The organism is Mycobacterium sp. RTGN5 (assembly GCF_033804465.1).
In the GTDB taxonomy this organism is placed as follows: Bacteria; Actinomycetota; Actinomycetes; order Mycobacteriales; family Mycobacteriaceae; genus Mycobacterium.
On sequence record NZ_JAPZLA010000001.1, the window covers coordinates 488,410 to 515,237 of the forward strand.

24 protein-coding genes are annotated in these 26,828 nt (G+C 66.9%); 11 read left to right on the top strand and 13 right to left on the bottom strand.

The window, feature by feature from the left end:
- Positions 1-26: 26 nt before the first annotated feature.
- The 6 genes from SLQ31_RS02280 to SLQ31_RS02305 are packed head-to-tail and all read right to left on the bottom strand — an operon-like array spanning position 27 to position 5,205.
- Positions 27-788 carry a 3-oxoacyl-ACP reductase family protein gene (locus SLQ31_RS02280; protein WP_319429292.1) on the bottom strand — a complete coding sequence of 254 codons (762 nt, stop codon included), beginning with the start codon at positions 786-788 and terminating at the stop codon, positions 27-29.
- On the bottom strand, positions 785-1,963 hold the full coding sequence (locus tag SLQ31_RS02285; protein ID WP_319429295.1) for an acyl-CoA dehydrogenase family protein: 1,179 nt from the start codon (positions 1,961-1,963) through the stop codon (positions 785-787). Before SLQ31_RS02285 ends, SLQ31_RS02280 begins: the two co-directional genes overlap by 4 nt.
- Positions 1,960-2,958, bottom strand: a complete 999-nt coding sequence (locus SLQ31_RS02290; RefSeq protein WP_319432769.1) for a phosphotransferase family protein — start codon at positions 2,956-2,958, stop codon at positions 1,960-1,962. Before SLQ31_RS02290 ends, SLQ31_RS02285 begins: the two co-directional genes overlap by 4 nt.
- Before the next feature lie 40 nt (positions 2,959-2,998).
- Positions 2,999-4,315, bottom strand: coding sequence for a threonine/serine ThrE exporter family protein (locus tag SLQ31_RS02295; RefSeq protein WP_319429297.1), 1,317 nt, complete (start codon positions 4,313-4,315; stop codon positions 2,999-3,001).
- Between the two features lie 7 nt (positions 4,316-4,322).
- Positions 4,323-4,718 carry a DUF1622 domain-containing protein gene (locus SLQ31_RS02300; RefSeq protein WP_319429299.1) on the bottom strand — a complete coding sequence of 132 codons (396 nt, stop codon included), beginning with the start codon at positions 4,716-4,718 and terminating at the stop codon, positions 4,323-4,325.
- 7 nt (positions 4,719-4,725) lie between these two features.
- A complete protein-coding gene (locus SLQ31_RS02305; protein ID WP_319429301.1) occupies positions 4,726-5,205 on the bottom strand; it encodes a hypothetical protein in 480 nt (159 codons plus the stop codon).
- A 160-nt stretch (positions 5,206-5,365) separates the two neighbouring features.
- Here SLQ31_RS02305 and SLQ31_RS02310 point away from each other — a divergent pair, with 160 nt between their 5' ends.
- From SLQ31_RS02310 to SLQ31_RS02340, 7 genes are all read left to right on the top strand, one after another.
- The gene (locus SLQ31_RS02310) at positions 5,366-6,070 is read left to right on the top strand and encodes a response regulator transcription factor (protein ID WP_319432771.1); all 705 of its coding nucleotides are present in this window, start codon (positions 5,366-5,368) and stop codon (positions 6,068-6,070) included.
- Positions 6,048-7,544: a HAMP domain-containing sensor histidine kinase gene (locus tag SLQ31_RS02315; RefSeq protein WP_319429303.1), complete on the top strand. Its 1,497-nt coding sequence runs from the start codon at positions 6,048-6,050 to the stop codon at positions 7,542-7,544. Before SLQ31_RS02310 ends, SLQ31_RS02315 begins: the two co-directional genes overlap by 23 nt.
- Complete coding sequence (locus SLQ31_RS02320) at positions 7,541-9,337, top strand: ArnT family glycosyltransferase (protein ID WP_319429304.1); 1,797 nt, start codon at positions 7,541-7,543, stop codon at positions 9,335-9,337. Before SLQ31_RS02315 ends, SLQ31_RS02320 begins: the two co-directional genes overlap by 4 nt.
- 44 nt (positions 9,338-9,381) lie before the next feature.
- Complete coding sequence (locus tag SLQ31_RS02325) at positions 9,382-10,626, top strand: glycosyltransferase (protein WP_319429306.1); 1,245 nt, start codon at positions 9,382-9,384, stop codon at positions 10,624-10,626.
- Positions 10,623-12,536, top strand: a complete 1,914-nt coding sequence (locus SLQ31_RS02330) for an ArnT family glycosyltransferase (protein ID WP_319429308.1) — start codon at positions 10,623-10,625, stop codon at positions 12,534-12,536. The genes SLQ31_RS02325 and SLQ31_RS02330 overlap by 4 nt, the downstream gene beginning before the upstream one ends.
- A gap of 303 nt (positions 12,537-12,839) precedes the next feature.
- A complete protein-coding gene (locus SLQ31_RS02335) occupies positions 12,840-14,567 on the top strand; it encodes an alkaline phosphatase family protein (RefSeq protein WP_319429310.1) in 1,728 nt (575 codons plus the stop codon).
- A 23-nt stretch (positions 14,568-14,590) separates the two neighbouring features.
- Positions 14,591-16,474 carry an alkyl/aryl-sulfatase gene (locus SLQ31_RS02340; RefSeq protein ID WP_319429312.1) on the top strand — a complete coding sequence of 628 codons (1,884 nt, stop codon included), beginning with the start codon at positions 14,591-14,593 and terminating at the stop codon, positions 16,472-16,474.
- Positions 16,475-16,506: 32 nt separating this feature from the next.
- On the opposite strand, the gene SLQ31_RS02345 is transcribed toward SLQ31_RS02340, so the two are convergent.
- From SLQ31_RS02345 to SLQ31_RS02365, 5 genes are read right to left on the bottom strand one after another with little or no spacing between them, the layout of a single operon-like run.
- A complete protein-coding gene (locus tag SLQ31_RS02345; RefSeq protein ID WP_319429314.1) occupies positions 16,507-17,481 on the bottom strand; it encodes an NADPH:quinone oxidoreductase family protein in 975 nt (324 codons plus the stop codon).
- Positions 17,481-18,104, bottom strand: a complete 624-nt coding sequence (locus SLQ31_RS02350) for a helix-turn-helix domain-containing protein (protein WP_319429316.1) — start codon at positions 18,102-18,104, stop codon at positions 17,481-17,483. Before SLQ31_RS02350 ends, SLQ31_RS02345 begins: the two co-directional genes overlap by 1 nt.
- Positions 18,101-19,408, bottom strand: a complete 1,308-nt coding sequence (locus SLQ31_RS02355; protein WP_319429317.1) for an acyl-CoA dehydrogenase family protein — start codon at positions 19,406-19,408, stop codon at positions 18,101-18,103. Before SLQ31_RS02355 ends, SLQ31_RS02350 begins: the two co-directional genes overlap by 4 nt.
- An 11-nt stretch (positions 19,409-19,419) precedes the next feature.
- Positions 19,420-20,178, bottom strand: a complete 759-nt coding sequence (locus SLQ31_RS02360) for an SDR family NAD(P)-dependent oxidoreductase (protein WP_319429318.1) — start codon at positions 20,176-20,178, stop codon at positions 19,420-19,422.
- A complete protein-coding gene (locus SLQ31_RS02365) occupies positions 20,179-21,219 on the bottom strand; it encodes a phosphotransferase family protein (RefSeq protein ID WP_319429320.1) in 1,041 nt (346 codons plus the stop codon). It lies immediately after the preceding gene.
- Positions 21,220-21,305: 86 nt separating this feature from the next.
- Between SLQ31_RS02365 and SLQ31_RS02370 the strand changes: the two genes are divergently transcribed.
- Together SLQ31_RS02370 and SLQ31_RS02375 are read left to right on the top strand one after the other, a co-directional pair.
- Positions 21,306-22,466 (top strand): CoA transferase, encoded by a 1,161-nt coding sequence (locus tag SLQ31_RS02370; RefSeq protein WP_319429322.1) that lies wholly within the window; start codon positions 21,306-21,308, stop codon positions 22,464-22,466.
- Positions 22,467-22,480: 14 nt separating this feature from the next.
- Positions 22,481-23,641, top strand: coding sequence for an acyl-CoA dehydrogenase family protein (locus SLQ31_RS02375; protein WP_319429323.1), 1,161 nt, complete (start codon positions 22,481-22,483; stop codon positions 23,639-23,641).
- Here SLQ31_RS02375 and SLQ31_RS02380 read toward each other — a convergent pair.
- Positions 23,631-24,692, bottom strand: a complete 1,062-nt coding sequence (locus tag SLQ31_RS02380; protein WP_319429325.1) for a putative zinc-binding metallopeptidase — start codon at positions 24,690-24,692, stop codon at positions 23,631-23,633. The genes SLQ31_RS02375 and SLQ31_RS02380 overlap by 11 nt on opposite strands.
- Positions 24,693-24,739: 47 nt before the next feature.
- On the opposite strand from SLQ31_RS02380, the gene SLQ31_RS02385 reads away from it, so the two are divergent.
- The gene (locus SLQ31_RS02385; protein WP_319429327.1) at positions 24,740-25,348 is read left to right on the top strand and encodes a histidine phosphatase family protein; all 609 of its coding nucleotides are present in this window, start codon (positions 24,740-24,742) and stop codon (positions 25,346-25,348) included.
- 13 nt (positions 25,349-25,361) lie between these two features.
- A complete protein-coding gene (locus SLQ31_RS02390) occupies positions 25,362-26,387 on the top strand; it encodes a phosphotransferase family protein (protein WP_319429329.1) in 1,026 nt (341 codons plus the stop codon).
- Here the strand turns inward: SLQ31_RS02390 and SLQ31_RS02395 are convergent.
- Positions 26,384-26,755, bottom strand: coding sequence for a lipopolysaccharide assembly LapA domain-containing protein (locus tag SLQ31_RS02395; protein WP_319429331.1), 372 nt, complete (start codon positions 26,753-26,755; stop codon positions 26,384-26,386). The two genes, SLQ31_RS02390 and SLQ31_RS02395, sit on opposite strands and share 4 nt — an antisense overlap.
- Positions 26,756-26,828 lie beyond the last annotated feature (73 nt).

Consider the following 26,828-nt stretch of genomic DNA (forward strand, 5'->3'; position numbering starts at 1 on the left):
ACCCAATCGGCACGTGATCGTTATCACTACGTGATGGTCAGGCCGCCGTCGACGACAATTGTCTGTCCCGTCACATAACCCGCGGCCGGAGACGCCAGCCATATTGCGGTAGCGGCCAATTCGGCGGGATCGCCGAGTCTGCCCACTACGATCCGTGGCAGCTTCTCTTCCAGATAGCCGGGCTGGTATTCGTCGGTCATTTCGCTCTTGAAGAAGCCCGGCGCCAGAGCGTTGACGCGAATTCCCTTGCGGGAACCCCATTGTTGGGCCAAATCCCTGGTCAACCCCATCACCCCGGCCTTCGACGCGCTGTATGCGGCTTGCGGCAGACCACCCGTCGTGAGGCCAAGAATGCTGGCAATATTGATGATTGAGCTTCCGGGCTGCATCACCCGCCCACACGATTGGGCCATCCAGTACGAGCCATTGAGGTTGACGTCGATCACCTTGCGGAACTCGTCAGGAGTTTCACGGGTGGCCGGCACCGCGGTGCCGACCCCGGCGTTGTTGACGAGCACATCAACCCGGCCGAACTCGTTGATCGCCGCGTCGACCAGCTGTTGGCATTGCTCCGGGTCGGCGACGTCGGTCTTGTGGATGTGCACCTTGCGGCCGGCCTGTTCGACGAGGGCCGCCGTGCTGGCCAGCTGCTCTACCCGCCGGGCGCCGAGCACCAGGTTGGCGCCCGCTTCGGCGAATCCCTGCGCGAACGACACGCCAAGTCCCGACGAGGCGCCGGTGACGATGACGACCTTGTCGTCGAGGCGGAAGGAATCCAAGATGGTCATGACGGGTTCCTCAGCACTTGGCGGGCAATCGCATACTTGTGCACCTCGGTCGGGCCGTCGTAGATGCGGAACGCCCGCATGTCGGAAAAGATCATGCCGACCGGGGTTTCGTCGGAAATGCCCATACCGCCGAGGACCTGCACGCAGCGGTCGGCGACCTTGAACAACTCCTCCGACACGTACGCCTTGACCATCGAACTCTCATGGCGGCCCTTGGCCCCGGTGTCCAGCGCCCAGCAGGCCCACCAGATCGCCAGCCGACATTGCTGCAGCGCAATCTCGTTGTCCGCCAACATGAAACCGACGCCCTGATGCTCACCTAGTGGCCTGCCGAAACCGGTGCGGGTGCGGGCATGCTCGATCGCGATCGAGTGGGCCCGCGAAGCGGCGCCCAACCATCGCATACAGTGCGTCAATCGCGCTGGCGTGAGCCGCAATTGGGCGTAGCGCAACGCCTGGCCGACCTCACCGAGTACTGCTGACGCCGGCAACCGCAGGTTGTTGAACTGGATCACTCCGTGACCCTCGACGTAGTTGCGGTCCATCGTGTCCATCACGCGTTCGAGCTCGATGCCCGGTGTCTGTCCGTCACAGAGAAACAGCGTCGGGCCGTCCGCGCCATGGGAATTCGGCGCGACCCGCGCCATGATGATCCAGGTTCGGGCCTTGTTGGCCCCGGTGATCAGCCACTTGCGCCCGTTGATCACATAGTCGGTGCCGTCGAAAACCGCTTCGGTGGCAAGCTGATTCGGGTCGGAGCCGGCCCCGCCGGGCTCGGTCATCGCGAACACCGACCGCTGCCTGCCGTCGATCACTGGAACCAGGAACTCCTCGGCCTGCTCCTCGGTGGCGATCTTGGACAGCACGAACATGTTGCCCTCGTCGGGGGCCGCACAGTTCAGCGCGACCGGCCCGAGTGTCGACCAGCCGGCGGCTTCGAACAGGACCGCCTGGTCGCGGTGCGACGGCTCGCGACCGCCGAATCGGTGTGGCGCCTGGAAGGTCAGCAGGCCGGCGTCGCGGGCCAACCCGACGAGCTCGGTACGCAGCTCCTCATTGGGCCCGTGCCGGGTGACACGCGGATCTCGTTCGTAGGGAACGATTTTGTCGACGACGAACGCGCGTATCTCGTCGCGTTGCGCCGCCAAGTCGCTGGGAATCTCGAAATCGATCATCGTTGTCCCTCCATCAGTGCCAAAGCCCGCTCGAAGAGGCGCACGGTCGCGATGTGTAGTTGGTCCCCAATTTCCTTGGGCGCCAACCCTGCAGCAGCGCGAGCATTCGATCCCTCCAGGATGATGCCGAGCTTGAAACAGGCCATCACCGTGTACCAGTCGATCTGGGACAGGTCGCGGCTGGTGTTCTGCGCGTAGCGCTCGACCAGTTCGTCGGGGGTGGCCAGTCCGCCGACGCCCATCATGACGTTGTTCAGTACCGTGTCGCGGCCGGGCGCATACCAGGTGGCCAACATCCAGCCGAGGTCCAGTAGGGGATCGCCGATGGTGCACATCTCCCAGTCGACGATGGCCACCACCTCGGGACCGGTCGGCGAGAACATCACGTTGGCGGCGTGGTAGTCGCCGTGCATGATGCCCGGCTGCCAGTCAGCGGGCTGGTTCTGTTGCAGCCAGGTGGCGACGGCATCGACGTCGCCGATGTCGGGGCCCGGGTAGTTCTCGATGCCGCTGTAGGACTCCAGCTCGGAAAGCCACCGCGGCACTTGACGTTCCAGGAATCCTTCCGGCTTGCCGAAGTCGGCAAGGCCGACCGCGACATGGTCGATGGCGCCGAGCTTGGCGACCGCCTCGGCCATCGACAGGCCCATCTCGTGGCGGATGGCGGCGTCGCCGGCGTGCAGAGCTGGCAACTCGGCGCCGGCGTTGAAGCCCTCGATCGGCTCCATCAGATAGAACACCGCGTCACCGAGCACCGCGGTGTCCTCGCACGCCGCGATCAGCCGGGGGTGCGGGACGTCGGTGCCGGACAGGGCATGCAGGACACGGGTCTCGCGCAGGATCACTTTGTTGCTCACCGGCCGCAGGTGGCGGGGCCCGCGGCGGAACACGTACTCACGGCCCGAACGGGTGAAGCGGAGCATGACGTTCTGAGTGCCGCCGGTGACCTCGGAGACGTTGGCCAGGGGGCCGTCACCCAGCCCCTGCTCCGACATCCACGCGCTCACTGCGCTCAGGTCGTCCACCCCGGTGAACCTACCGTACGGTTGGTTGAGCCAGTCCCTTCGGCCACGGCAACCGGCTGTCGATGGTGTGGAACACGCTCCAGCCGATCACCGTGCCCAGCGCGATCGACAGGATCGCCGCGCCGGTGGCCCCGAGGCTGGCCACGCCGATGTTGCCGCCCGTCGCGGCCTGGCTCGCCGACTCGAAGCTCAGCGCACCGGGAACCAGCGCCCAGAACGCCGCCAGCATCATCACGATCGCTGGGGGAGAGGTCCTGATCCGGGAAGCCAGCATCGCGAACGGGACGGTGAGGAACGCGCCGATGAAGCCGGAATAGGCTGCGTCAACAAACTTTCCAGCGATCGCCTGGCCGACCAGCGCGACAGCAATCGCGGCGAATAGCCACATCAGTGACCCGCGCGGCGCGGAGAGGTACACGTACAGCCCGATCGCCACCACGATGATCGCCACGTACAGCGACCAGGGGCCCATCTGTGCCGATGGCGCCTGCGGCTGGACTTCTCCCGCGATGCGCACCCCCAACGCCACCCCGAACACCAGCAGCGCCAGCTGGGCGATCCCGTAGACCAGCCGGCTGGTGCCGCCGATCAGCTGGTTGCTGGCCAGCTCCATTGCGCCGATGGTCAATGCCATCCCGGGCAGCATCGCCACGAGTACTGGCGCGATGACCCGCAGCAGCCCGTCGTTGGCGGTATCGGCGACGAACCACGTCGCCAGGACCGTCACCACTGTCGCCGCGAAGGTGGGCAGCACTGGACTGAGCGACGGGAACGGGCGGCCCAGTTGGGCGATGGCCCCGACCACCAGCCCAAGAAACAGGTACCCCGGCAGCGATGCCCACGTGGGGTTGATGACCATGCCGAATCCGACTGTCGTGACGGCATATCCGAGGGTTGTCGTGACGGGCCCGAAACGCGGACGCATGGTGCGCGCCAGCCCCGTCGCCGCGATCGCATCGGTGGGCGTGATGGCGCCGACGGAGGCCAGGGTCGCGATGTCGTCGATGCGCCCGGCCATGTTCAGCTGCGCGGAGTACGTCGTGGACGTGTCGACTTCGTAGCCGACGGTGCCCACCTGGATCATCAGGACGGTGGGCAGCACGACAATGCGCACCGGCTGGGTGGTGTACTGCGCGGCGATCTCCAACAACCGCGCGGTCACCAGCTGAGTCGGCTGCTCGACCTCGAGCAGGGCGATGCCGATCTCCCGCAGCATCGCCGCGACCTCGGCCTGGTCGTGGGAGTCGGGCGGACCAAGCGACTCCGGGGGCGTCTTGCGGATCTTGTCGAGGATCCGAGTACGCCGGGCCCGTCGTTTTTCGTCCATACCCGCATCATTGCGGATGCGGGGCTGCCCCTGGCGTCGGCTCGGCGGGGTCTGGCGTTGCTTGCGGCTGGCGGTTTTTCTGCCACGGCCAATACCCGGTGATCTCCAGCTCGAGCGAGAAACTGAGGAACGTCCGGATCAACACGATCCCCGCCAGCACGGCCACGCTGCGGGCGTCGGGCGTGACGGCCACGGTGCGGATGATGTCGGCGGCCACCAGTAATTCCAGGCCGATCAGGATCGAGCGGCCCAGCTGCTGGCGAAAGGCCCGGTAGGCGTCGTCGCCCTTGCGCAGCCGCCGAAGGACGGCCACGGCTGAGAGCAACGCGCCGAGCGCGATCACCGCAACCCCGACAGCGTCGATCGCTTTGCCGACTGTCTCGATGACCTCGTAGAAGCTCACCGAAGAATTATCGGGCCGGCATCACCGCAGTCGCCGTTGCCGCGCCGCCCTGTTGACTCGCCCGCACCGACACCTGGTCACCCGTCTTCAGCGGCTGCGGCGGTTTGCGGGTGTCGGCACCGAGCACGTAGGTCTGGCTGAAGCCGTCCTGGCTGCGGATGGTGACCGAGGTGTCGGAGGCGGCGGTGACGTCGCCGGTCTGGGTCAGCTCGGTGTTGAATCCGCCTTCGCCGTCGGAGACGACGTTCTGGCCGTGCAACGACCGCTGGAAGCCACCGGGACCGCCGGGGCCACCGGGCCCACCCCAGCCGGGCGGACCGCCCGCGTGCCCCTGACCCTCACTACCGCCGGTGGCGGCATAGACCACCACACCACCGACCGCAGCCAGGACGGCGGCAATGCCGACGGCAGCCACCGTCGTACGGGTTGACCAGGTCTTCGGGCGGTCCGTGGGAGCGCCCCACACGGGTTGCTGTTCGACACTCATGCCACCACGGTGGTGAGCCAACCTGGGCATCCGCTGTGCGTGCGATCAGCGCGCACTGTGCACGCTGTTTCACAGCCGACACATAGCGACGCCATAGGAATGACTCATCGACGCTCCCATACTGGAGAACATGACCTCTTCAGCGGCTGAACGTGTGGTGATGCGGCGAGCCGACGGAAACCCGATCACGGTTCTTGTCGTCGATGACGAAACTGTGCTCGCCGAGATGGTGTCGATGGCACTGCGCTACGAGGGCTGGAACATCTCCACCGCCGCCGACGGCGCTTCGGCGATCGCGGCGGCTCGCGGGGCGCGCCCGGACGCGGTGGTGCTCGACGTCATGCTGCCCGACATGAGCGGGCTGGACGTGCTGCGCAAGCTTCGTGAACAGAACCCCCAGTTGCCGGTGCTGCTGTTGACCGCCAAGGACGCCATCGAGGACCGCATCGCCGGCCTGACCGCAGGCGGCGACGACTATGTCACCAAGCCGTTCTCCATCGAGGAGGTCGTGCTGCGGCTGCGCGCGTTGCTGCGCCGCACCGGTGTCACCACCGAGGACAGCGGCGCCCAGATCGTCGTCGGTGATCTGGTGCTCGACGAGGACAGCCACGAGGTGACTCGCGGCGGCGAAGCTGTCGCGCTCACCTCGACCGAATTCGAGCTGCTCCGATTCCTCATGCGCAACCCCAAGCGGGTGTTGTCGAAAGCCCAAATCCTGGACCGGGTTTGGAGCTACGACTTCGGCGGTCGCTCCAATATCGTCGAGCTCTACATCTCCTACCTGCGCAAGAAAATCGACAGTGGGCGCGATCCGATGATCCACACATTGCGCGGCGCGGGCTATGTTCTCAAGCCTGCGAGCTAGCACCCGGTCGCTCAGCGCCCGGCTACTTATCGGTCAGGTCTGCCTGCTGCTGGCGGTCTGTATCGGCGTCGGCTCGGTGACGGTGCTGGTCCTGCACCAGTACCTGATCGGTGAGGTCGACAATCAGCTCCGGGAGATAGCGCACCGGTCGGCGATCATGTACGGCGAACCGCCACCCCCGCCACTGCCGCCCTCGATGCGGGACAACCGACCGCCGTGGCCACGGCCCGGACCCGGCCCCGAATTCCTCGATGCCCCCGGCCAGCCCATCGGCATGGTCGCGGCCGTCATCAGCAACGGCACCGCGGGCAACGCCGGCGTGCTCGGACCCGGCGGGGTGCGTGCGGCGGTACCGACCAGCGCGCTGGGGCAATTGGCGCAGAACGACGGTCTACGCCATCCCGTGACACGCAGCCTGGACGGTCTTGGCCGGTATCGGGTGGTCGCGGTGCGCAGCAGGCTGACCGGCGAGACCCTGGTCATCGGGCTGAGCATGGACAACGTCGACGCGACCCTGCTGCGGGTGGAGCTGACCTTCGTGGTGGTGACCGCGTTGGCGCTGGCCGTGGCCACGACCGTGGGCATCGTGATCAATCGCCGTGCGCTGGCGCCGCTGACCCGGGTGGTGGCGACCGCCGGGGAAGTGGCGAATCTGCCGCTGGATCGCGGTGAGGTGGAGTTGCCCGTGCGGGTCGCCGAAACCGATCCTGACACCGAAGTGGGCCGGCTGGGCCTGGCGCTGAACCGGATGCTCGATCACATCTCGACCGCGCTGTCGACGCGGCAGGCCAGTGAGAGCAGGGTGCGGCAGTTCGTCGCCGACGCCAGCCACGAACTACGCACGCCATTGGCCGCGATTCGCGGCTATACCGAACTGGCACAACGGAAAAGGGACGAGGTGCCCGACGACGTCGCGCATGCGATGGGCCGGGTGGAGTCCGAAGCCGTACGGATGACCCACCTCGTCGAGGACCTGCTGCTGCTGGCGCGGCTGGACTCCGGCCGCCCGCTGGAAAGCGAACCGGTCGATCTGTCCCGACTGTCAGCCGATGTCACCAGCGATGCCCACATCGCAGGGCCGGAGCATCAGTGGAACCTGGACGTGCCATCGGATCCGATCTATGTCACCGGCGACGATGCCCGACTGCATCAGGTGGTGGCCAACCTGCTGGCCAACGCCCGCACCCACACCCCGCCAGGGACGTCGGTGACGCTGTCGCTGCATGCCGAACCGGACCAGGCGGTGCTGCGGATTGCCGACGACGGGCCGGGAATTCCGGCCGAGCTGCAATCCGAGGTGTTCGAGCGCTTCGCCCGCGGTGACACGTCGCGCTCCCGCAAGGGCGGGTCGACCGGACTGGGTCTGGCGATCGCGTCGGCGGTGGTGCGGGCGCACAGCGGCAGTATCGAACTGCGCAGCGTGCCCGGCTCGACCGAGTTCACGGTGCGATTACCGCTGGCCGCCGAATCATGATCCGCGCCCGACATTACGGCGGGCTGGCGGTGCTACTGCTCGCGACGGCCGTGCTCTACGTGTGGAATCTCGGTGCCAGCGGATGGGCCAACGCCTTCTATTCCGCTGCGGCCCAGGCTGGTTCGGAGAGCTGGACGGCCTGGTTGTTCGGGTCGAGCGACGCCGGCAACGCGATCACCGTCGACAAGACGCCCGCGGCGCTGTGGGTGACGGGCTTGTCGGCGCGGCTGTTCGGCGTCAATCCGTGGAGCATTCTGGTGCCGCAGGCGCTGGCCGGGGTGGCGGCGGTCGCGGTGTTGTACATCGCGGTGCGACGGGTCAGCGGGCCGTGGGCGGGCCTGCTCGCCGGTGCGGTGCTGGCCCTGACCCCGGCGGCGGCGCTGATGTTCCGGTTCAACAATCCCGATGCGCTGCTGGTGCTTTCGCTCGTCGCCGCCGCCTACTTCACCCAGCGGTCCCTGGACCGCAACGCGGCGTGGTGGTGGCCGCCGCTGGCCGGCGCCGCGGTCGGGGTCGGCTTCCTGGCCAAGATGCTGCAGGCGTTTCTGGTGCTGCCCGCGCTGGGGGTGGTGTTTCTGATCGCCGCCGACGCGCCGGTGCGGGCCAGGGTGGCGCGGCTCGCTGCCGCGGTGGGCGCCTTGGTCGTCTCGGCCGGTTGGTATCTACTGCTGGTCGCGCTGTGGCCGGCGAGTGCGCGGCCCTACATCGGTGGTTCGCAGCACAACTCCATCGTCGAACTGGCCTTGGGTTACAACGGTTTGGGCCGTCTCACCGGCGACGAGACCGGTGGGCTTGGCAACCTCAACCAGGACGTGGGCTGGGCGCGGTTGTTCGGCGCGGAGATGGGCACCTACATCGCGTGGCTGATCCCCGCAGCCGTCATCGCGATCATCGCGGGCCTGGTCATCACCCGGCGGGCACCGCGCACCGACGCCACTCGGGCGGCGCTGCTGCTGTGGGGTGGGTGGCTGGCGGTCACCGCGGTGGTGTTCAGTTTCGCCAACGGAATCCTGCACTCGTACTACACCGTGGCGCTGGCCCCTGCGATCGGTGCCGGCCTGGCGATCGGCACCACCCTGCTGTGGCGGCACCGCGCCGATATCCGGGCCGCCACCACGCTGTCCGGGATCGTCGTCATCACGACGATATTGGCTTATATTCTGCTGCAACGGGATTCGCAGTGGCTGCCCTGGCTCCGGGTCGCTGTCGTGGTCGTCGCCATCGCCTGCGCTCTCCTGCTGCTGGTGGTGGTGCGCCTGCCCCGGCGGGTGGGTACAGCGGTGGGCGTGCTGGCACTGGCCGCCGCCATGGCCGGACCGATCGCCTTCTCCCTGGCCACTGTCGCCGCACCGCACAGCGGTGCCATGCCGTCCGTCGGCCCGTCTGACGGGCGCGGTGGCCCGCCGGGCGGAATGTTCGACGCACCCAAGCCTGGCGCCGCGTTGACCACTGCGTTGAGCCAGGACGCCGACGAATACACCTGGGCCGCGGCCGCCGTCGGATCGAGTAATGCCGCCGGATACCAACTGGGCACGGGATTGCCGGTGATGGCCGTCGGCGGCTTCAACGGCACCGACCCCGCCCCCACCCTCGAGCAGTTCCAGTCCTATGTCGCACAGCGTCGCATTCACTGGTTCGTGAAGAGCGCCATGCCTGGATTCGGGTTCGGCAACCGGTCGGGCAGCGACGCCGCCCAGCAGATTCAGAGCTGGGTCAGCGCCAATTTCACCCCGCGCGACATCGACGGCGTCACCGTCTACGACCTGTCGCAACGATTCACAGCGGCCACATAGCAAACACAAATTCCCCGCCCACCGCGGCAGCCGACGATCTAGGCATGACCATCACCGACGTCCGCGTGGCACGCCGACGCAACGCAGCCTTCATCGCCGCCGAGCGCGGCGTTCCCGTGCTCGATGTCGTCGTGCCGGTGTACAACGAGCAGGCCGCGCTGGCCGACTCGATTCACCGGCTGTACCGCCACTTGCGCGAGGACTTCCCGTTCTCGTTCCGCATCACCATCGCCGACAACGCCAGCATCGACGCCACCCCCGAGGTCGCCGCCGCGCTGGCCGCGGAACTGCCCGAGGTGCGCATCGTGCGCCTGGAGCAGAAGGGCCGGGGGCGGGCGCTGCACGCGGTGTGGTCGACCTCGGACGCGCCGGTGCTGGCTTACATGGACGTCGACCTGTCGACCGACCTGGCCGCGCTGGCCCCGCTGGTGGCCCCGCTGGTGTCCGGGCACTCCGACCTTGCCATCGGCACCCGGCTGGGCCGCGGCTCGCGGGTGGTGCGTGGGGCGAAGCGGGAGATCATCTCGCGCTGCTACAACCTGATCCTGCGCTCGACGCTGTCCGCGAAGTTCAGCGACGCCCAGTGCGGATTCAAGGCGATCCGGGCCGACGTCGCGGCCGAGTTGCTACCCCACGTTGAGGACACCGGCTGGTTCTTCGACACCGAGCTGCTGGTGCTCGCCGAGCGCAGCGGCCTACGCATCCACGAGGTTCCGGTCGACTGGATCGACGATCCCGACAGCCGGGTCGACATCGTGGCCACTGCTGTTGCTGACTTGAAGGGAATCGCACGCTTGCTCAAGGGTTTCGGTACCGGCCAGATCCCGGTCCAGGCGATCAGCGCCCAGTTTGGCAACCAGGCCGGCGCGCCTAAGTCGCTGCTCAACCAGGGCGTGCGGTTCGGGGCCATCGGTATCGCGTCGACACTGGCCTACCTGGTGTTGTTCCTGCTGTTGCGCCCGATCGGGCCGCAGGGTGCCAACCTGGTCGCCCTGTTGGTGACCGCGATCGCCAACACCGCGGCCAATCGGCGGTTCACCTTCGGCGTGCGCGGCAGTACCGGTGTCGCGCGACACCAGTTCGAGGGGTTCGTCGTCTTCGGTATCGGGCTGGCCCTGACTAGTGGCGCGCTGGCTCTGCTGCACACACTCGGGGAGCCGGCCCGCATCGTCGAACTGCTGGTGCTGATCGCGGCCAACCTGTTGGCCACCGTGGTCCGTTTCGTGCTGCTGCGCGGCTGGGTGTTCCACCCCCGTCGCACCGGCCAGATTGTCGAGGTCGCAGAATGACCGTCCTCGCTGAAAACGTAGAAGGGCCGGTACTGGTGGATCCGGAGGAAGCACCCCGCGCGGCACGGCCGCGATGGGTGCGCCCGGCGCTGTTCGGACTCCTGGCTCTGACCGCCGTGCTCTACGTGTGGGGCCTGAGTGCCGCCGGGTGGGCCAACGAGTACTACGCGGCCGCCGTGCAGGCCGGCACGCAGAGCTGGAAAGCCTTGCTGTTCGGTTCGATCGACGCCGGCAACGCGATCACGGTGGACAAGCCGCCGGCCTCGTTGTGGGTGATGGCGTTGTCCGGACGGCTTTTCGGATTCGGCACGCTGTCGATGCTGGTGCCCGAGGCCCTGATGGGCGTGGCTTCCGTCGCGCTGGTCTACGGCGCGGTGCGCCGGGTCAGCGGTTACGGGGCCGGGCTGCTGGCGGGTGCGGTGCTGGCGCTGACGCCGGTGGCGGCGTTGATGTTTCGCTTCAACAATCCCGACGCACTGCTGGTGCTGCTCATGGTGGTCGCCGGCTACTGCGTGATCCGTGCGCTGGACGGCAAGCCCACCCGCTGGATCGCCCTGGCCGGTGTCGCCATCGGGTTCGCGTTCCTGGCCAAGCTGCTGCAGGCTCTGCTTGTCACCCCGGCGTTGGCCCTGGTGGTGCTGGTCGCGATTCCGGGCAGCGTGTGGCAGCGGCTGCGTGACCTGGCGGTCGGTTTGGTGGCGATCGTGGTCTCGGCCGGCTGGTATCTGGCACTGGTCAGCTTGTGGCCCAGTGACTCTCGGCCCTACATCGGCGGATCCACCAACAACAGCCTGCTGCAGCTGGCCCTGGGCTACAACGGTCTTGGCCGGGTGTTCGGCGGCGACGGCAACCCCGGTGGCAGCTCGGATTCCGGCGGCGGCGCGGGCGAGGGTGGGGGCCCGATGGGTGGCGGGATGTTTGGCGGGTCCACCGGCATCACCCGGATGTTCGACGCCTCGATGGGCACCGAAATCAGCTGGCTGCTGCCGGCCGCGCTGATCGGATTGGTCGCCGGCCTGTTGTTCACCCGGCGTGCGCCACGCACCGACCGCACTCGCGCGGCGCTGCTGTTGTGGGGCGGCTGGTTGCTGGTCACCGTTGTGGTGTTCAGCTTCATGAAGGGGATCATGCACCCCTATTACACGGTTGCCCTGGCGCCGGCGATCGCCGCAGTCATCGGCATCAGCGTTCGAGAACTGTGGCGTGGCAAGCAGTTTGTGTCATCCCGGGTGGTGCTCGCGGCGATGCTGGTGAGCACCGGGGTGTGGGACTTCATCCTTTTGGATCGCACGCCCGAGTGGCTGCCCTGGCTGCGCTGGGTGGTGCTGGCCGGCTCGATTGTAGTGGCCGCCGTGTTGCTGGCAGGCGGACATCGCCTCGGTCGCTGGACGGTTGCGCTGGCCGCGGCGGGTCTGCTCGTCGGTCTTGGCGCGACGGCCGCCTACACGGTGGAGACCGTGGCGGGCAACCACAACGGACCAATTCCGACCTCGGGTCCGGCCCGTTCCGACGGGGGTATGGGCTTCGGTGGCCCCGGTGGTATGGGTGGACAACGGGCATCCGACAACGCCGAGCTGAAGAGCATGCTCACCAAGGCCGACAACCGTTGGGCTGCAGCCACTATCGGGTCGATGAGCGCGAGCCCGCTGGAGCTGGGCACGGGCGCCTCGATCATGTCGATCGGCGGCTTCGGTGGTGGTGACAACTCGCCGACGTTGGAGCAATTCCAGGCCTACGTCGGTTCGGGGCAGGTCCACTACTTCATCGTCAGCGAAGGCCCCGGTGGCGGCCACCACGGGCCGGGCGGCGACTCGGGCGCGGGCACTCAAATCACCAAGTGGGTGCAGCAGCACTTCACGGCGACCGATGTGGGCGGCACCGAGGTCTACGACCTGACCGCGCCGAACTGATCGGAGCAATCGCCTCCCAGGGCGGCCCGTACTTCGTACCATCTGATGTATCGGGTGGCGGGAGTACGGGTCATGGGCAACGCAGCACACATCGGTCGACTCGGAGCACTGGCGGTGGCGCTCGGGGTAGGTTCGGCAATCGCGAGCATGCCGTGCATCGCCGCAGCTCAACCGTCGGATTCGCCGTCGTCCACGTCCGGGGCAACCGCGGGGCCACACACCGGTAAGCCGGCGCGCGCAGGGGGCGGAACCACCCGCACCGCGGCGAAAGCGACTGCGCCGAAAGTGACAATAGTCAGGCCCATGCGTAGCGGCGTGCCGGTCCTATCGGGCGCAGCCAAGCTTCCCACCCCCGATCAGGCTCTGCAGACGTTGACGTCCGCACTGGAGTTGGTGGGCAGCGAACTGCAGCGCATCGGGCGCGGTCGGCCCACCGGCTCCGTGTCCGGGACCGCGGCCACCCCGGCCACAGGCCCGAACCTTCTGGCGAATCCAGGTGCTGAGCTCGGCGACACGGCCGGATACGGGAACAGCACGGTGAGCGTGCCCGGTTGGACGGCGACCGGTACTCCGACGGTGGTCAAGTATGGCGAACTCCGCAACGCGTGGCCGGTCGGTCTGAGCTTCGCCTGGCCCAATCTCCCAGCGATCGTGTCATTCCCGAGCGTCCATGCCGCACCGCCCGGTGGCGGGAACCAGTTCTTCGGTGGTGGCGATGTGGCCAGTTCGGCGCTCTCCCAGACGGTGGACCTCAGTGCCTCGAGTGCGGAGATCGACGGCGGCGCGGTGCCGTTCAATCTCAGTGGTGAACTGGGTGGCTACTTGCTGGACCCGTCCTTCGCCACGGTGAAAGTCACGTTCCTGGACCAAAATCAGCTCTACCTCGGAAGTTCTTCGATCGGACCGGTGTCCAACCTGGATCGCTTGGGACAGACCGGCTTCCGCCAGCGCGCCGCCACCGGGACGGTCCCGGTGGGCACGCGGAGCGCGATCGTGACTCTCACCATGCACGACCTGAATCCGGTCGTGATCGGTTTCACCGCCAGATACAACAACGCGTACGCCGACAATCTGTCCTTCAGCATCGGCACAAACCAGCCTGCGCCGCCCGCACCGCAGCCGCCGGCGTCCAACGTCGGGCAGCTCGACCACGTGTTCCTGGTCTACATGGAGAACAAGGGCTACAACGACATCGTCGGAAGTCCCAATGCGCCGTTCCTCAACAGCCTGATCAACGCATACGGCTTCGCCGACAACTACTACGCCGTGACCCATCCCAGCTTGCCGAACTACTACGCGATCGCCGGCGGGCAGGTCTTCGGAAAGACCTACAACTGCGAGTCGGTGTGCATCAACGACCCGAACAATCTCGCCTTCACCATCGACAACGCGGGTAAGACATGGGCGGCCTACGCGCAGGGCATGACGCCGGGCCAACCACTGGTGTCGACTGCTGCCTATTCGACGGACCAGACCCCCTGGCCGGCCTTCGCCGGAATCGGCGACAACCAGGCCTACGCGGCCGCGCACATGTTCCCGTTGACCCAGATGGCCGTCGATCTTCAGTCGGACGCCACCACACCGGACTTCGTCTGGTTCGCCGCCGACGAGGACTCCAACGGTGAAGGTCCGGTCGACACCTTGGCGGGCGCCGGTCACTTCCTGGTCTCCCAGATCGACCCGCGCCATCAGTACAACGTCCCGGCGCTCGATGAGTTCTTGCAGGAGAACGTGCCGACGATCCTCAACTCGCAGGTCTGGCAGACCACGAAGTCGGTGCTGATCGTCACGTTCGACGAGGACAACAACAACATCACGCTGGGCTTCGGTAACGAAGGCAACCACGTCGTCACCGTGGTGATCGCATCACCGCTGGCGGTCAGCGCGGGCGGCATGAAAGGCGGCGCCTTCGTCGTCACTGACCGCTACGACCACTACAGCACGCTGCGCACCATCGAGGATGCACTCGGGTTGCCGACGATGACCAACAACGACGAGTACGCCACGCCGCTCAACGGATTCTGGACCTGAGGCTGTCGCTCTAGGCAAGGATTGTGGGTATGGAGCATAAGCCGCCCACCGCTGTCATCGAGGCCGCGCACGCTGAGCATCTGACGTCCCTGCCTTTCGAAGACACCGCTGATTTCGCCGACGCCGATCGCGGCTTCATCGCCGCGTTGACGCCGTGCTTGGTCAAAGCCGCCGACGGGCGGGTGGTGTGGGACAACGACGCCTACGGGTTCCTTGCCGGTGACGCGCCGACGTCGGTCCACCCGAGCCTGTGGCGGCAGAGCACACTCGTCGCCAAACAGGGCCTCTACGAGGTGGTCGAAGGCATCTACCAGGTGCGTGGGCTGGACCTGTCCAACATCAGCTTCATCGAGGGTGACACCGGCATCGTGGTCATCGACCCGCTGGTGTCCACGGAGACCGCCGCCGCAGCGCTGGCGCTCTATCGCGCGCACCGCGGTGACCGGCCCGTCGTCGCCGTGATTTATACCCACTCCCACGTCGACCACTTCGGCGGTGTTCTCGGGGTGACCAGCCAGGCCGATGTCGACGCGGGCAAGGTCGCGGTCCTGGCTCCGGAGGGGTTCACCGAGCACGCGGTCCAGGAGAACGTCTACGCCGGTACCGCGATGGCTCGCCGGGCCGGCTACATGTACGGCGCGGTCCTCGACCGCGGACCGCAGGGTCAGGTCGGCTGCGGGTTGGGGCAGACACCGTCGACCGGTGAGGTCGCGATCATCGTCCCCACCGTCGACATCAAAACCACCGGTGAGACGCACACCATCGACGGCATCGAGATCGAATTCCAGATGGCCCCCGGCACCGAGGCGCCGGCCGAGATGCATTTCTACTTCCCGAAATTCCGGGCCCTGTGCATGGCCGAGAACGCGACGCACAACCTGCACAACCTGTTGACCCTGCGCGGTGCTCTGGTCCGCGATCCGCACGGCTGGGCGGGGTATCTGACCGAGGCCCTCGACACGTTCGCCGACCGCGCCGACGTGGTGTTCGCCTCGCATCACTGGCCGACCTGGGGACAGGACAACATCGTCGAATTCCTGTCCCTGCAACGTGATCTCTACGCCTACCTGCACGACCAGACGCTGCGTCAGCTCAACCAAGGCTTCACCGGGATCGAGATCGCCGAGACCTTCCAGATGCCGCCCGCGCTGCACAAGGCGTGGCATGCACACGGCTACTACGGGTCGGTCAGTCACAACGTCAAGGCCGTCTACCAGCGCTACATGGGCTGGTTCGACGGCAACCCCGCACGGTTGTGGGCGCATCCGCCGGAAGCGATCGGACCCCGCTACGTCGAGGCCATGGGTGGCGCCGACAGGGTGGTCGAACTGGCTCGGACGGCGGCGGATTCCGGTGACTACCGTTGGGCGGTAACGTTACTCGATCACGTCATTTTCACCGACGAGAACCATGCCGGTGCCCGAGAGCTCTACGCGGACACGCTTGAGCAGCTGGCGTACGGCGCCGAATGCGCGACGTGGCGCAATTTCTTTCTCTCCGGGTCCACCGAGCTGCGCGACGGTAACTTCGGCACGCCAACCCAATCGGGGTCGGCGACGCTGCTCGCCCAGCTCACGCCGGAGCAGATGTTCGACGTTTTGGCGATCAGTGTGAATGGGCCGCGGGCCTGGGATCTCGACATCGCGCTCGATGTGACCTTTGCCGACCTCGGCGCCAATTACCGGCTCACCCTGCGCAACGGTGTGCTGGTCTACCGCGAGGCTCCGGCCGACGAGTCGACAGCGACCGCCACCATTCGGCTGGCCACCAAATTACGGTTATTGGCCGCTGCGGCAGGCGATTTCACCTCGCCGGGCCTGGAAACCGCCGGAGATGCCCAGGCGCTGCAGGCGCTTCTCGGTGCACTGGATCAGCCCAATCCGGGCTTCAACATCATCACGCCGTAGCCCTAGGGAGACTCGCGGGGCTACGTGAGTGGCTAGGCCACGTCGATGACGACCTTGCCGATCGCTTTGCGGTCGGCAACGTAGCGCAGCGCGGTGGCCGCCTGCTCCAGTGGGAACCGCGCACCGAGGTACGGACGGAGGCGTCCGTCGGCGAACAACTGCGCCAGCTCGGCATCGTCGCGCGCGATCTCCTCGGGGTAATCGGTCATGAAGGTCCGGATCTCCATGCCCTGCACGGTGATTCCCTTCAGCAGCACCAGGTTCAACGGGATCGCCGGTATCGAGCCGGCCGCATAGCCCAGCGTGACGAACTTCCCGCCACGGCCCAGGCTGCGCAGCGCGGGCTCGGAATAACGACCACCAACCGGGTCGACCACAATCTGGGCGCCACCCTCCCCGGTGATCTCCTTGAGCCGGGCCTTCAGATCCTCGGTGTCGTAGTCGACGACGGCCTGCGCCCCGCGCTGACGGCACACCTCGAGCTTCTCGGCACCCGAGGCCGCGGCAATCACCTTGGCGCCCATCAGAACCGCGATATCGACAGCGGCCAGGCCCACTCCGCCGCCGGCGCCGAGTACCACCACCCAATCGCCGGGAGTGACCGGTGCGACCGTGCGCAGGGTGTAGTACGCCGTCCGGTTGGTGACCCCGAATGCCGCGGCGTCGGCATAGTCGACGCCGTCGGGGATGCGGGCCAGACCTCGGGCGTCCACCAGCGCCTGCTCGGCGAAGCCACCCACGAAGGTGGTGGCCGATACTCGATCACCGATCCGGTAGTCGACGCCATCGCCGACAGCGAGTACCTCGCCCGCCAACTCGCTGCCCGGGCTGAACGGTGGTGGCACCTTGATCTGGTACTTGCCGGCAATCAGCAGCACATCGGGGTAGTTGACCGCCGCGGCGCGCACCCGGACCACCACCTGCCCGGGACCCGGTGTGGGGTCGGGCAGTTCGTCCAGGACAAGGTCTTCCGGGGTGCCGTACTCGCGGCAGACGACGGCGCGCATCAGCGCTCTCCTTCCGGCACGCCGAGCCCGCGCAGGCAGAACCCGACGAGGTGGCTGATGTCCTTGCGACCCGGCTGGTCGGTGGAGTCCACATAGCGGCGCATCGTGCCGACGGTACACACGAACACCGCGTCGGCATCACGCCGGGGATCGGCACTGCCCAGATCGCGGATCGGCTCGATCAGCAGCTCGCGCATCGCGGCCATGGTCTCCTCCTCACCAAGGCGTCTCTTGTCCGAGTCCGACATCTGGCCGACCAATGCCCGGCTCATCCCGATCAGCTCGGGGTCGGCCACCTGCGCCAGCGCGCCGCTGATCCATCGGCTGATCTTGCCCGCCGGCGTGCTCTCCTTGGCCATCTGATGCTGGAGATACGAAACCACTAGGCCCACACCGCGTTCCATGACCGCCAGCATCAGGTCGTCCTTGCCGGCGAAATATCGGTAGAACGCCTTGTTCGACACCCCGGCCGCGGCGACGATATCGCTGACCCGCGGGGCATCGGGGGAGACCCGCTGCATCACCGAGATGGCAGCGGACAGGATGCGCTCCACCTCCTCGGTGGCCTCCCGCTGCCGATCGTCTAGGGCCCGCCCCACGGCGGCCGCGGCGCGGCTGGTCACGGCGAAACAGGCAGCGCGGGAATGCGATCGATCAAATGGCCGTACTTCTCGCGGGCCCGCTCGATGCGGTTGGGAAGGAACTCGCTTGGCCAGATCGGGTCTTCGGCCTCGTACCCCTTGAGGATCTGTCGAGCCAGGTTCACCTTGTGTGCCTCGGTGGGCCCGTCAGCCAGGCCCAGCGTGATGCCGCCCAACAGCACATTGGTCAACGGCATCTGGTCGGTCAGCCCGAGCCCGCCGTGGACCTGGATCGCTCGCAGGCCAATGGACTTCAGCACGTTGGCGGTCTGGATTTTGCAGGCCGCGATCTCCTCGCGGGCGGCACGTTCTCCAGCGGTGTCGACGAGCCAGGCGGCGTGCAACACCATCAGGCGGAACTGGGTCAGCTCGACGAAGGAATCGGCGACCATCTCCTGGATCAGCTGTTTGTCGGCCAGCACACTGCCTTGGGTGAAGCGGCTTTTCGCGCGGCGTGCCATCATGTCGATGGCGCGCTGGGCCACCCCGATCGAGCGCATCGCGTGGTGCAGTCGGCCGCCGGCCAGGCGGGACTGCGCGACGTGGAAGCCCTGCCCCTCCCCGCCCAGCATCGCCGAGGCGGGTACCCGGACGTTGTCGTAGTGCACCAGGGAATGGCCGGGGTCGTGGGGGTACGAGCCGACCAGGTGGTGCGTGGCCTCGATGGTCACGCCTGGGGCGTCGGCAGGCACCAGGAACGTCGACGCCCCGGTGTGCACCGGCACGTCGGGATCGGTGATCGCCACGACGATGAAGAACGACGCCACCGACGCATTGGACGACCAGTACTTGCGGCCGTTGATGATCCAGTCGTCACCGTCACGCACCGCGCGGGTGGTGAACACCCGCGGATCGGAGCCGCCCTGCGGTTCGGTCATCGAGAACGTGGAGAAGATCTCGCCGGACAGCAGGCCGGTCAGGTAGCGGTCCTTCTGCTCCTGGGTGCCGAACCGGGCCAGGATCTCCGCATTACCGGTGTCGGGTGCCTGGGTGCCGAAGATGATCGACGACCACGTTGCGCGACCGAGGATTTCGTTGATCAGTGTGAGCTTGACCGCCCCGAAACCCTGCCCGCCCAGGTCCGGCCCGAGGTGCGGCGCCCAAAGGCCCTGATCGCGGACGCGCTGCTTGAGCGGGTCGACGATGCGGCGGCGCTCCTCATCGAGCGGCAGGAATTCGCAACTGGGGAAGATCACTTCGAGCGGTTCGATGTCCTCGCGGACGAAGTTCCGGATCCACTCGAGCTTCTCCTCGAACTCCGGTTCGGTGGAAAAGTCCCATGCCATGTGTTGACTCCTTAGGGGATGCCGCCGTCGGCCCGAAGGATCGAGCCGGTGGTGAAGCTGGATGCGTCCGACATCAAGAACAGTGCGGCGCCGATGATTTCGGACGGCTCGCCGGCCCGTTGCAGGGCATGCCGGCGGAACGGGTTGTCGGCAGACATATCCCAAGCCTTGCTGATATCGGTGAGGAACGGCCCGGGCATCAGGGTATTGACCCGCACCGTCGGCCCGAACGCCGCGGCCATCCCCTCGGTCATCGCGTTCAGGCCGGCCTTGGCCGCCGCGTAGGGGAGGAACGCCGGATCCGGCCGCAACGATCCGTGGGTGCTGACGTTGATGATCACTCCGCCGCCGTCGGCGACCATGCGTTCACCCACCAGCGCCGAAAGCCGGAACGGCCCTTTCAGATTGAGGTTGACCACGGTGTCGAACAACTTTTCGCTGACGTTGCTCAACGTGTCGTAGGTTGGCGACATGCCGGCGTTGTTCACCAGCACGTCGAGCTTGCCGAACCGGTCGTAGACCGCCGCCACCAATCCGTCCAGCTCATCCCAGCGGCCGACATGCACGCCGTACGGCATTGCGGTACGGCCGGTTTCGTCCTCGATCTCCTTGGCGGTGGCCACACACGCGTCGTACTTGCGGCTGGCGATGACGACGTCGGCACCGCAGCGCGCGGCGGCCAGTGCTATCTCGCGTCCCAGGCCCCGGCTGCCGCCGGTGACCAGCACCACGCGGCCGGTCAGGTCGAAAAGAGTATCTGCGTAACCCATTTAAGCCTCGCCGGACTGGGCCAGCTCGGCGGCGGTGGCGATCAGGCCGGGCACCATGGCGCCGAATGCCTCAGTCATCGTCGGGTCGCCCTTGCCGCTGGTGACCGCGGCGGCGTAGGTCTTCTCCAGCACGATGCCGAGCTTCCAGTTGGCCAGCACCAGGTAGTAGTGGATGTTTTCGGTCGACAGGCCACTGATCTTCTCGTAGTGCGCCAACAGCTCACCGCGCGTTGGCATGCCTTCCATCGGTAGGTAGAAGCCGGTGTCCTTGGGCTGCTCGCCGTCGTAGCCGAGCAACGCCCACGCGACGTCGAGCAACGGGTCGCCGATCGTGGTCATCTCCCAGTCCACGATCGCGGCCAGCCGGCCGGGCGCTCCGTGGGCATACATCACGTTGGCGAACTGGTAGTCGCCGTGCATGATCCCGGGGGTGAAGTGCGTGGGCCGGTTGTTGCGCAGCCACTCCGCGGCCGTATCGAGGCCGGGCAGTTCGCGCACCTGGAACGACGCGAGGAACGCCAGCCAGCGATCCACCTGGCGGTCGTGAAACCCGTCAGGCTTGCCGAACCCCTCCAGGCCCTGAGCCTTCCAATCCAACCGGCCGAGTTTGGCGGCGCCCTCGATCAGCTGGAAGGCCAGGTCGCGACGGGCGTCGAGGTCGGTGTCGAAGGGGGCCTCCCAGCCGCCGTCCATCGGGCTCCAGCCGTCCACCTCTTTCATCAGGTAGAAGGGCTTGCCCAGCACCTCACCGCTCTCGTCGGCGGCGATCAGCTCGGCGTGCGGCACATCGGTGCCCTTGAGCGCGCGTTCCAGGCGGATCTCGCGGAGCAGCTCGCCCAGCCTGCGCTCATCGGCGCGGGGCCCGGGCATCCGCAGCACCATGCCCTGACCACCGCGATTGATGCGGTAGAGCATGTTCTGCGATCCGCCCTTGAGAACCTCGGCGGAGGGTTCTTCGCCGGCACCGGGGGCGTCCTGGGTGTCGAGCCACCGACCGAGTAGGGCGGTGTCCAGGTCTACGGGGTTTTCCGTTCTCGTCATGGAACTCCTCAATCTCCATTCGGAGAATAGCATTCTCCGAGCGTCGAGCCACTAGCGTTGGCGGACGCAGAACGAAAGGGGCGACGATGGCCGGTCCGCTGGATGGCATCAGAGTTGTCGAGCTTGGCGTGTGGGTCGCCGGACCCGCCGCCGGAGGAATCCTGGCGGACTGGGGCGCGGACGTCGTCAAGATCGAACCACCCACCGGCGACCCCGCCCGTCTGTTCGGCCGGATGCTCGGCCTCGACGACGGCAGCAACCCGCCGTTCGAGATGGACAATCGGTCCAAGCGCAGCATTGTGCTCGATCTGACCACCGACGGCGGCCTGGCGACCGCACGCCAATTACTGGCGGGCGCAGATGTTTTCATCACCAACGTGCGCCCCGATGCCTTGAGCCGGCTCGACCTGGACTATCCGAAGGTGGCCGCGCTCAACCCCGCTCTGGTGTACGGCCTGATCACCGGGTACGGCGAGAAGGGGCCGGAAGCCAACCGCCCGGCCTACGACGTCGCGGCCTTCTGGGCCCGTTCCGGGGTGGCCGACCTGCTCACCCGTCCTGGCGACAGCCCGCCCTTCCAGCGCGGTGGCATGGGCGACCACATGACCGGGATGACGCTGGCCGCCGCCATCAACGCCGCACTCGTGGCGCGTGCCCGCACCGGCGAGGGGCAGCTGGTCACCACGTCGCTCTACCGCCAGGGCACCTACACCGTGAGCTTCGACCTCAACACGTTCCTGCTGAGCGGGCGGCCCATCGCGATCGGCCAGCGCGAGACGATGTTCAACCCGTGCATGAACAACTACCTGACGGGGGACGGGAAGCGGTTGTGGATCGTCGGGTTGGAAGCCGACCGGCACTGGCCGTCGTTGTGCCGGGCAGTGGGTCATCCAGAATGGTTGGAGGACAGCAGGTTTACCACCGCCCGGGACCGTGCGATCAACTCCCGCGAGCTCATCGCGACACTCGACGAGATCTTCGCGACCAAGACGAGGGATGAGTGGGCGCAGGCGTTCGAGGCCGAGCCTGAACTGTTCTGGTCGCCGGTGAACTCGATGGAAGACGTCCTCGGTGACGAGCAGTTCCACGCCGCGGGCGGCTTGGTCGATGTGCCCGACGACGGCGGGTCGCTGCCGATGATTGCCACACCTGCGGATTTCCACGGCACTCCGTGGGCGCCGCGGTCGGCCGCCCCAAAGCTGGGTGAGCACACCGAGGAGATCCTGGCGGAGTTACAACAACGCTGAGTACTGTAACGGTCATGGATTTCTCCCGGGTCGAGCTGTCCGCCGAGGACGAGGAGTTCCAGCGCCAGGTGCGCGCGGATCTGGGCCGCCTGGTGACCGAGGACGTCATTGCCCACGATCGGGAGACCGGCGAGAACTTCCACGACGGCCTGCATCTCGCGCTTGGCGATCTCGGGTATCTGGCCAAGGACTTCAACAGCGAGGCCGACGGCGGCTTCAGCGCCGTTCAGCGCAGGATCTTCGACCTCGAGATCGGCCGCGCGCACGCGCCGTGGTTCCACTGGCCGACCACCATGATGGTGGCAAGGACCCTGGTCAAATTCGCGGACCCGGGCCTGCTCGCCGAGATCCTGCCGTCGATGCTGTCGGGCCACACCCGGCTGTGCCTGGGCTACACCGAGCCCGAGGGCGGGTCCGACGTGGCGACAGTCAAGACCAGGTCCGTCCGCGACGGGGACGCGTGGATCATTAACGGCGCCAAGATGTTCACCTCCAACGCGCACAACGCCCAGTACGTCTTCCTGATCACCAACAGCGATCCGGAGGGCCCCAAGCACAAGAACCTGACGATGTTCCTGGTGCCGCTCGACTCCGCCGGGATCGAGATACAGGGAATTCGCACCGTCGATGGGGACCGCACCAACATCACGTACTACAGCGACGTCCGCGTCGACGACAAATACCGCATCGGTGAGGTCAATGGCGGCTGGGCGGTCTTACGTGACGCCCTCAACTCCGAACACGGCACCGTCGAACGCAATAACGAGGGGCTGCAAAAGCTGGCGACGATGAGCGAGCACATCCTGTTGACGGCTGAAGCCGTCGACCGGGTGGCCGCCGTGGCACGGATCGACGACGACTCCGTCGCCTACCGACTTGGGCGCGCGGCCGCGCGTCTGGAAGCCGCGTTGAGCGCCCCGGCGATGTCGGGGCGCGTATTGATTGCCCAGACGATGCGCGACACCGCACCGGATCTGATGGACATCCTGGGTATCGCCGCCAGCCTGCCTGTCGGTACCAAGGGCGCCGCCGATGACGGCGGCGCGGAGTATGTCTTCCGATTGGCTTCGCCCGTAGGCATTTACGGCGGAACGCTGGAGATCTTCCGCAATATGATCGCCCAGCAGATCCTTGGCCTCGGCAGGCCCGCCTACGCGCCGCCGGTCAAGCGCTAGCCGACTCCCGCACCACGGTGTGGACGAACCCGAGCTTGTCGACCACCGGTGGGCTGATCTCGAACGGGTAGAGCGGACCCTTGCCCATCGCGGTGTTGACCCGGTTGAAGAACAGCGAGATCCACTTCCAGTCGTCGAGCAGTTGGTCGATTGTGGCCACCGCGTAGGACTCGAGCGGAATGACGTCGCGCGGCGCGGCGAAGCGCACCCGGTCGGCGTGCAACACCATGCCCGCCTCCCGGCTGGTGTCGATGGTGTCCGTGATGTGCAGGTAGTGCGCGAAGCACTCGGCGAAGTCCTCCCACGGATGCATGGTGGCGTACTCCGAGATGAACGAGGACCGCCAGTCGGCCGGTGCGCCGAATTCGTAGTGCCGGGTGATGGCATCGGCGTAGCTGGCCCGCTCGTCGCCGAACAATTCCCGGCAGCGCCCCAGGTAATGATCCGCGCCCGCGCCCGTTTCGACGAGGACGTTCTGGTAGTAGTGGCCTGCTTCGTGGCGGAAGTGTCCCAGCAGCGTGCGGTATGGCTCGCCCAGTTGCACGCGCAGCGATTCCCGGTATGCGTCAAGGGATTCCACCAGATCGATGGTGATCACTCCGTTGGCGTGGCCGATCGTGATCCGCTCGCTGGTGCTGTAACTCGACAACAGATCGAACGCAAGGCCGCCCTCGCGGCGCCAGTACGGTTCGACCGGCAGGCCGAGGTCGTCGAGTTGGTAGACCAGCCGGCGTAGCGCCAGGGTGGCCGTCGGGAGCTTCTCGCGGGCGATGGTGTCGTCGGGATCAGGTTCGCGCCGGATCAGCGAATGAGCCAGGCAGCGCCCGCGGGCCGCGACGCCCACGGACTCCGACGTCAGCCAGTTGCAGGCCAGCGGTCCGGACTGGGTGCAGAGCGTCCACGCGGCACCGTCGACCACCGCGGCTTCGTCGTTCAAGGCCACCATCGACCTGCTCGGCAGGTGAAGGCCCACCGGGGTGCCGCACGACTGACACGTGCCGCCCTCAAACGGAACGAAGTTGTGGCACACCGGACAGACGAAGGCGCGCATGGGCTTTATCGTTGCACGGGCGCCAGTACGAAAGGACCATCTCACTCATGCAGTTGCTGCTTGTCAGGCACGCGTTGCCGCACCGGACCGAGGCCGGCGAAGGAGCCGATCCCGAATTGTCCGAGGAAGGCTGGCACCAAGCCCGGCGGCTGCCCGACGCGCTGGCGCGATTCCCGCTCACCCGCCTGGTCAGCAGCCCGCAGCGCCGCGCGATCCAGACTGCCGAGCCCGTCGCGCAGGCGCGCGAGCTGACCCTCGACATCGACGAGCGGCTCGCCGAGTACGACCGCGGCCTGTCCCACTACGTGCCCATTGAGCAGGTGCGCACCGAACGGCCTGAGGAGTGGGCCCGCATGGCCGAGGGCAGGCTGCCCAGCAGCGTCGACGAGGGCGAGTTCCGGGGACGGGTGGGCGCGGCGCTCTCCGACATCGTCGCCGCCGCCGAGCACGACGACACGGTGGCCGTGTTCAGCCACGGCGGGGTGATCAACGTGATCCTGCACGAGCTGCTCGGCACCACACGGCTGCTGTCATTCCCGATCGACTACGTGTCGATCACACGCCTGCTCTATGCGCGCAACGGGTTCGCCACCGTGGCCGCGGTGAACACGACCGAGCATGTCTGGGACCTGTTGCCGCGCAACCAGCGCTATTAGCTATACATAGCTGGTGACTTCACTCGACGGGCTCGACCTGGCGGCATTGGACCGGCACCTGCGTGCCGTGGGTATCCCGCGCACTGGTGAGCTGCGCGGGCAGTTCATCTCCGGCGGTCGTTCCAATCTGACCTTTCTGGTCTTCGACGACGCCTCCAAGTGGGTGCTGCGCCGCCCGCCGCTGCACGGCCTCACCCCGTCGGCCCACGACATGGGGCGCGAATATCGGGTGGTGGCCGCGCTGGCCGGCAGCGCGGTGCCGGTGGCGCCGGCCGTCACCTTGCGTGACGACGACTCCGTATTGGGTGCGCCGTTCCAGATGGTCGAATACGTGGCGGGCAACGTCGTTCGCAGCCGCGTCGAACTGGACGCCCTCGGTGGTCCCGACGTGGTCAGCGCGTGCGTCGACAGTCTGATCCGGGTGCTCGTCGACCTGCATGAGGTCGACCCGGATGCCGTGGGCTTAAGCGACTTCGGCAAGCCCAGCGGCTATCTCGAACGGCAGGTGCGGCGCTGGGGTTCGCAGTGGCAGCATGTCCGGCTGGACGACGACCCGCGCGACGGCGACGTCGAGCGGCTGCATGCCAAACTGGCGGACACGGTGCCCGAGCAGAGCCGCACCTCGATCGTGCACGGCGACTACCGGATCGACAACACCATCCTCGATGCCAACGACCCGACTGTTGTTCGCGCTGTGCTGGATTGGGAAATGTCCACCCTCGGCGACCCGCTCTCGGATGCGGCGCTGATGTGCGTGCACCGCGATCCGGCGCTCGATCTGATTCTCAACGAGGAGACAGCCTGGACCGCACCGCAGATGCCGTCGGCTGAGGAGCTCGCGCACCGATACGCGGTAGCATCGGGACATCCGTTGGCGCACTGGGATTTTCAGATGGCGCTGGGATACTTCAAGCTGGCGATCATCGCGGCGGGCATCGACTTCCGCCGGCGGATGGCAACCGAGCGCCCCGACGGCGACGACCGTGCCGGGCAGGCCGTAGCCGTCCTGATCAGTCGCGGCCTGGAGACGCTCGCCTAGTTGTTCCTGGCGGCCTTGAGGTTCTTCTTCGCCGCACGGCGCAGCTGGAAGATGCGCGCCGCCCCGGCAAGGACGGTCACCAATCCGCCGGACACGGCCGCCATGAGGATCGCCACCCCGGCAGGCAGCGACCAGCGCCAGCCCAGGAACGCAAACGATGTCGACTCGGTGTTCTGGGCGATGAAGATCAGCAAGATCGTCAGGATCAAGAATCCGACGATCAGCGAGGACCACAGGGCTGCGGTACGGGTGAACTTGACTTCGGACACCGACAGCGGCGGGCTGGGCGCGGGCGGCTCAGGAGCCGGCGGCGCCGGCGGAACCGGCAGCGTCGGTTCGTAGCGCGGGCCTGGAACTTCACTGGTCATCACTCCATCTTTGCCCCTTCTGAGCCATAAGGAAACAACCGGGGTTTAAACCTGGGCGGGTGGCGGTCACTGC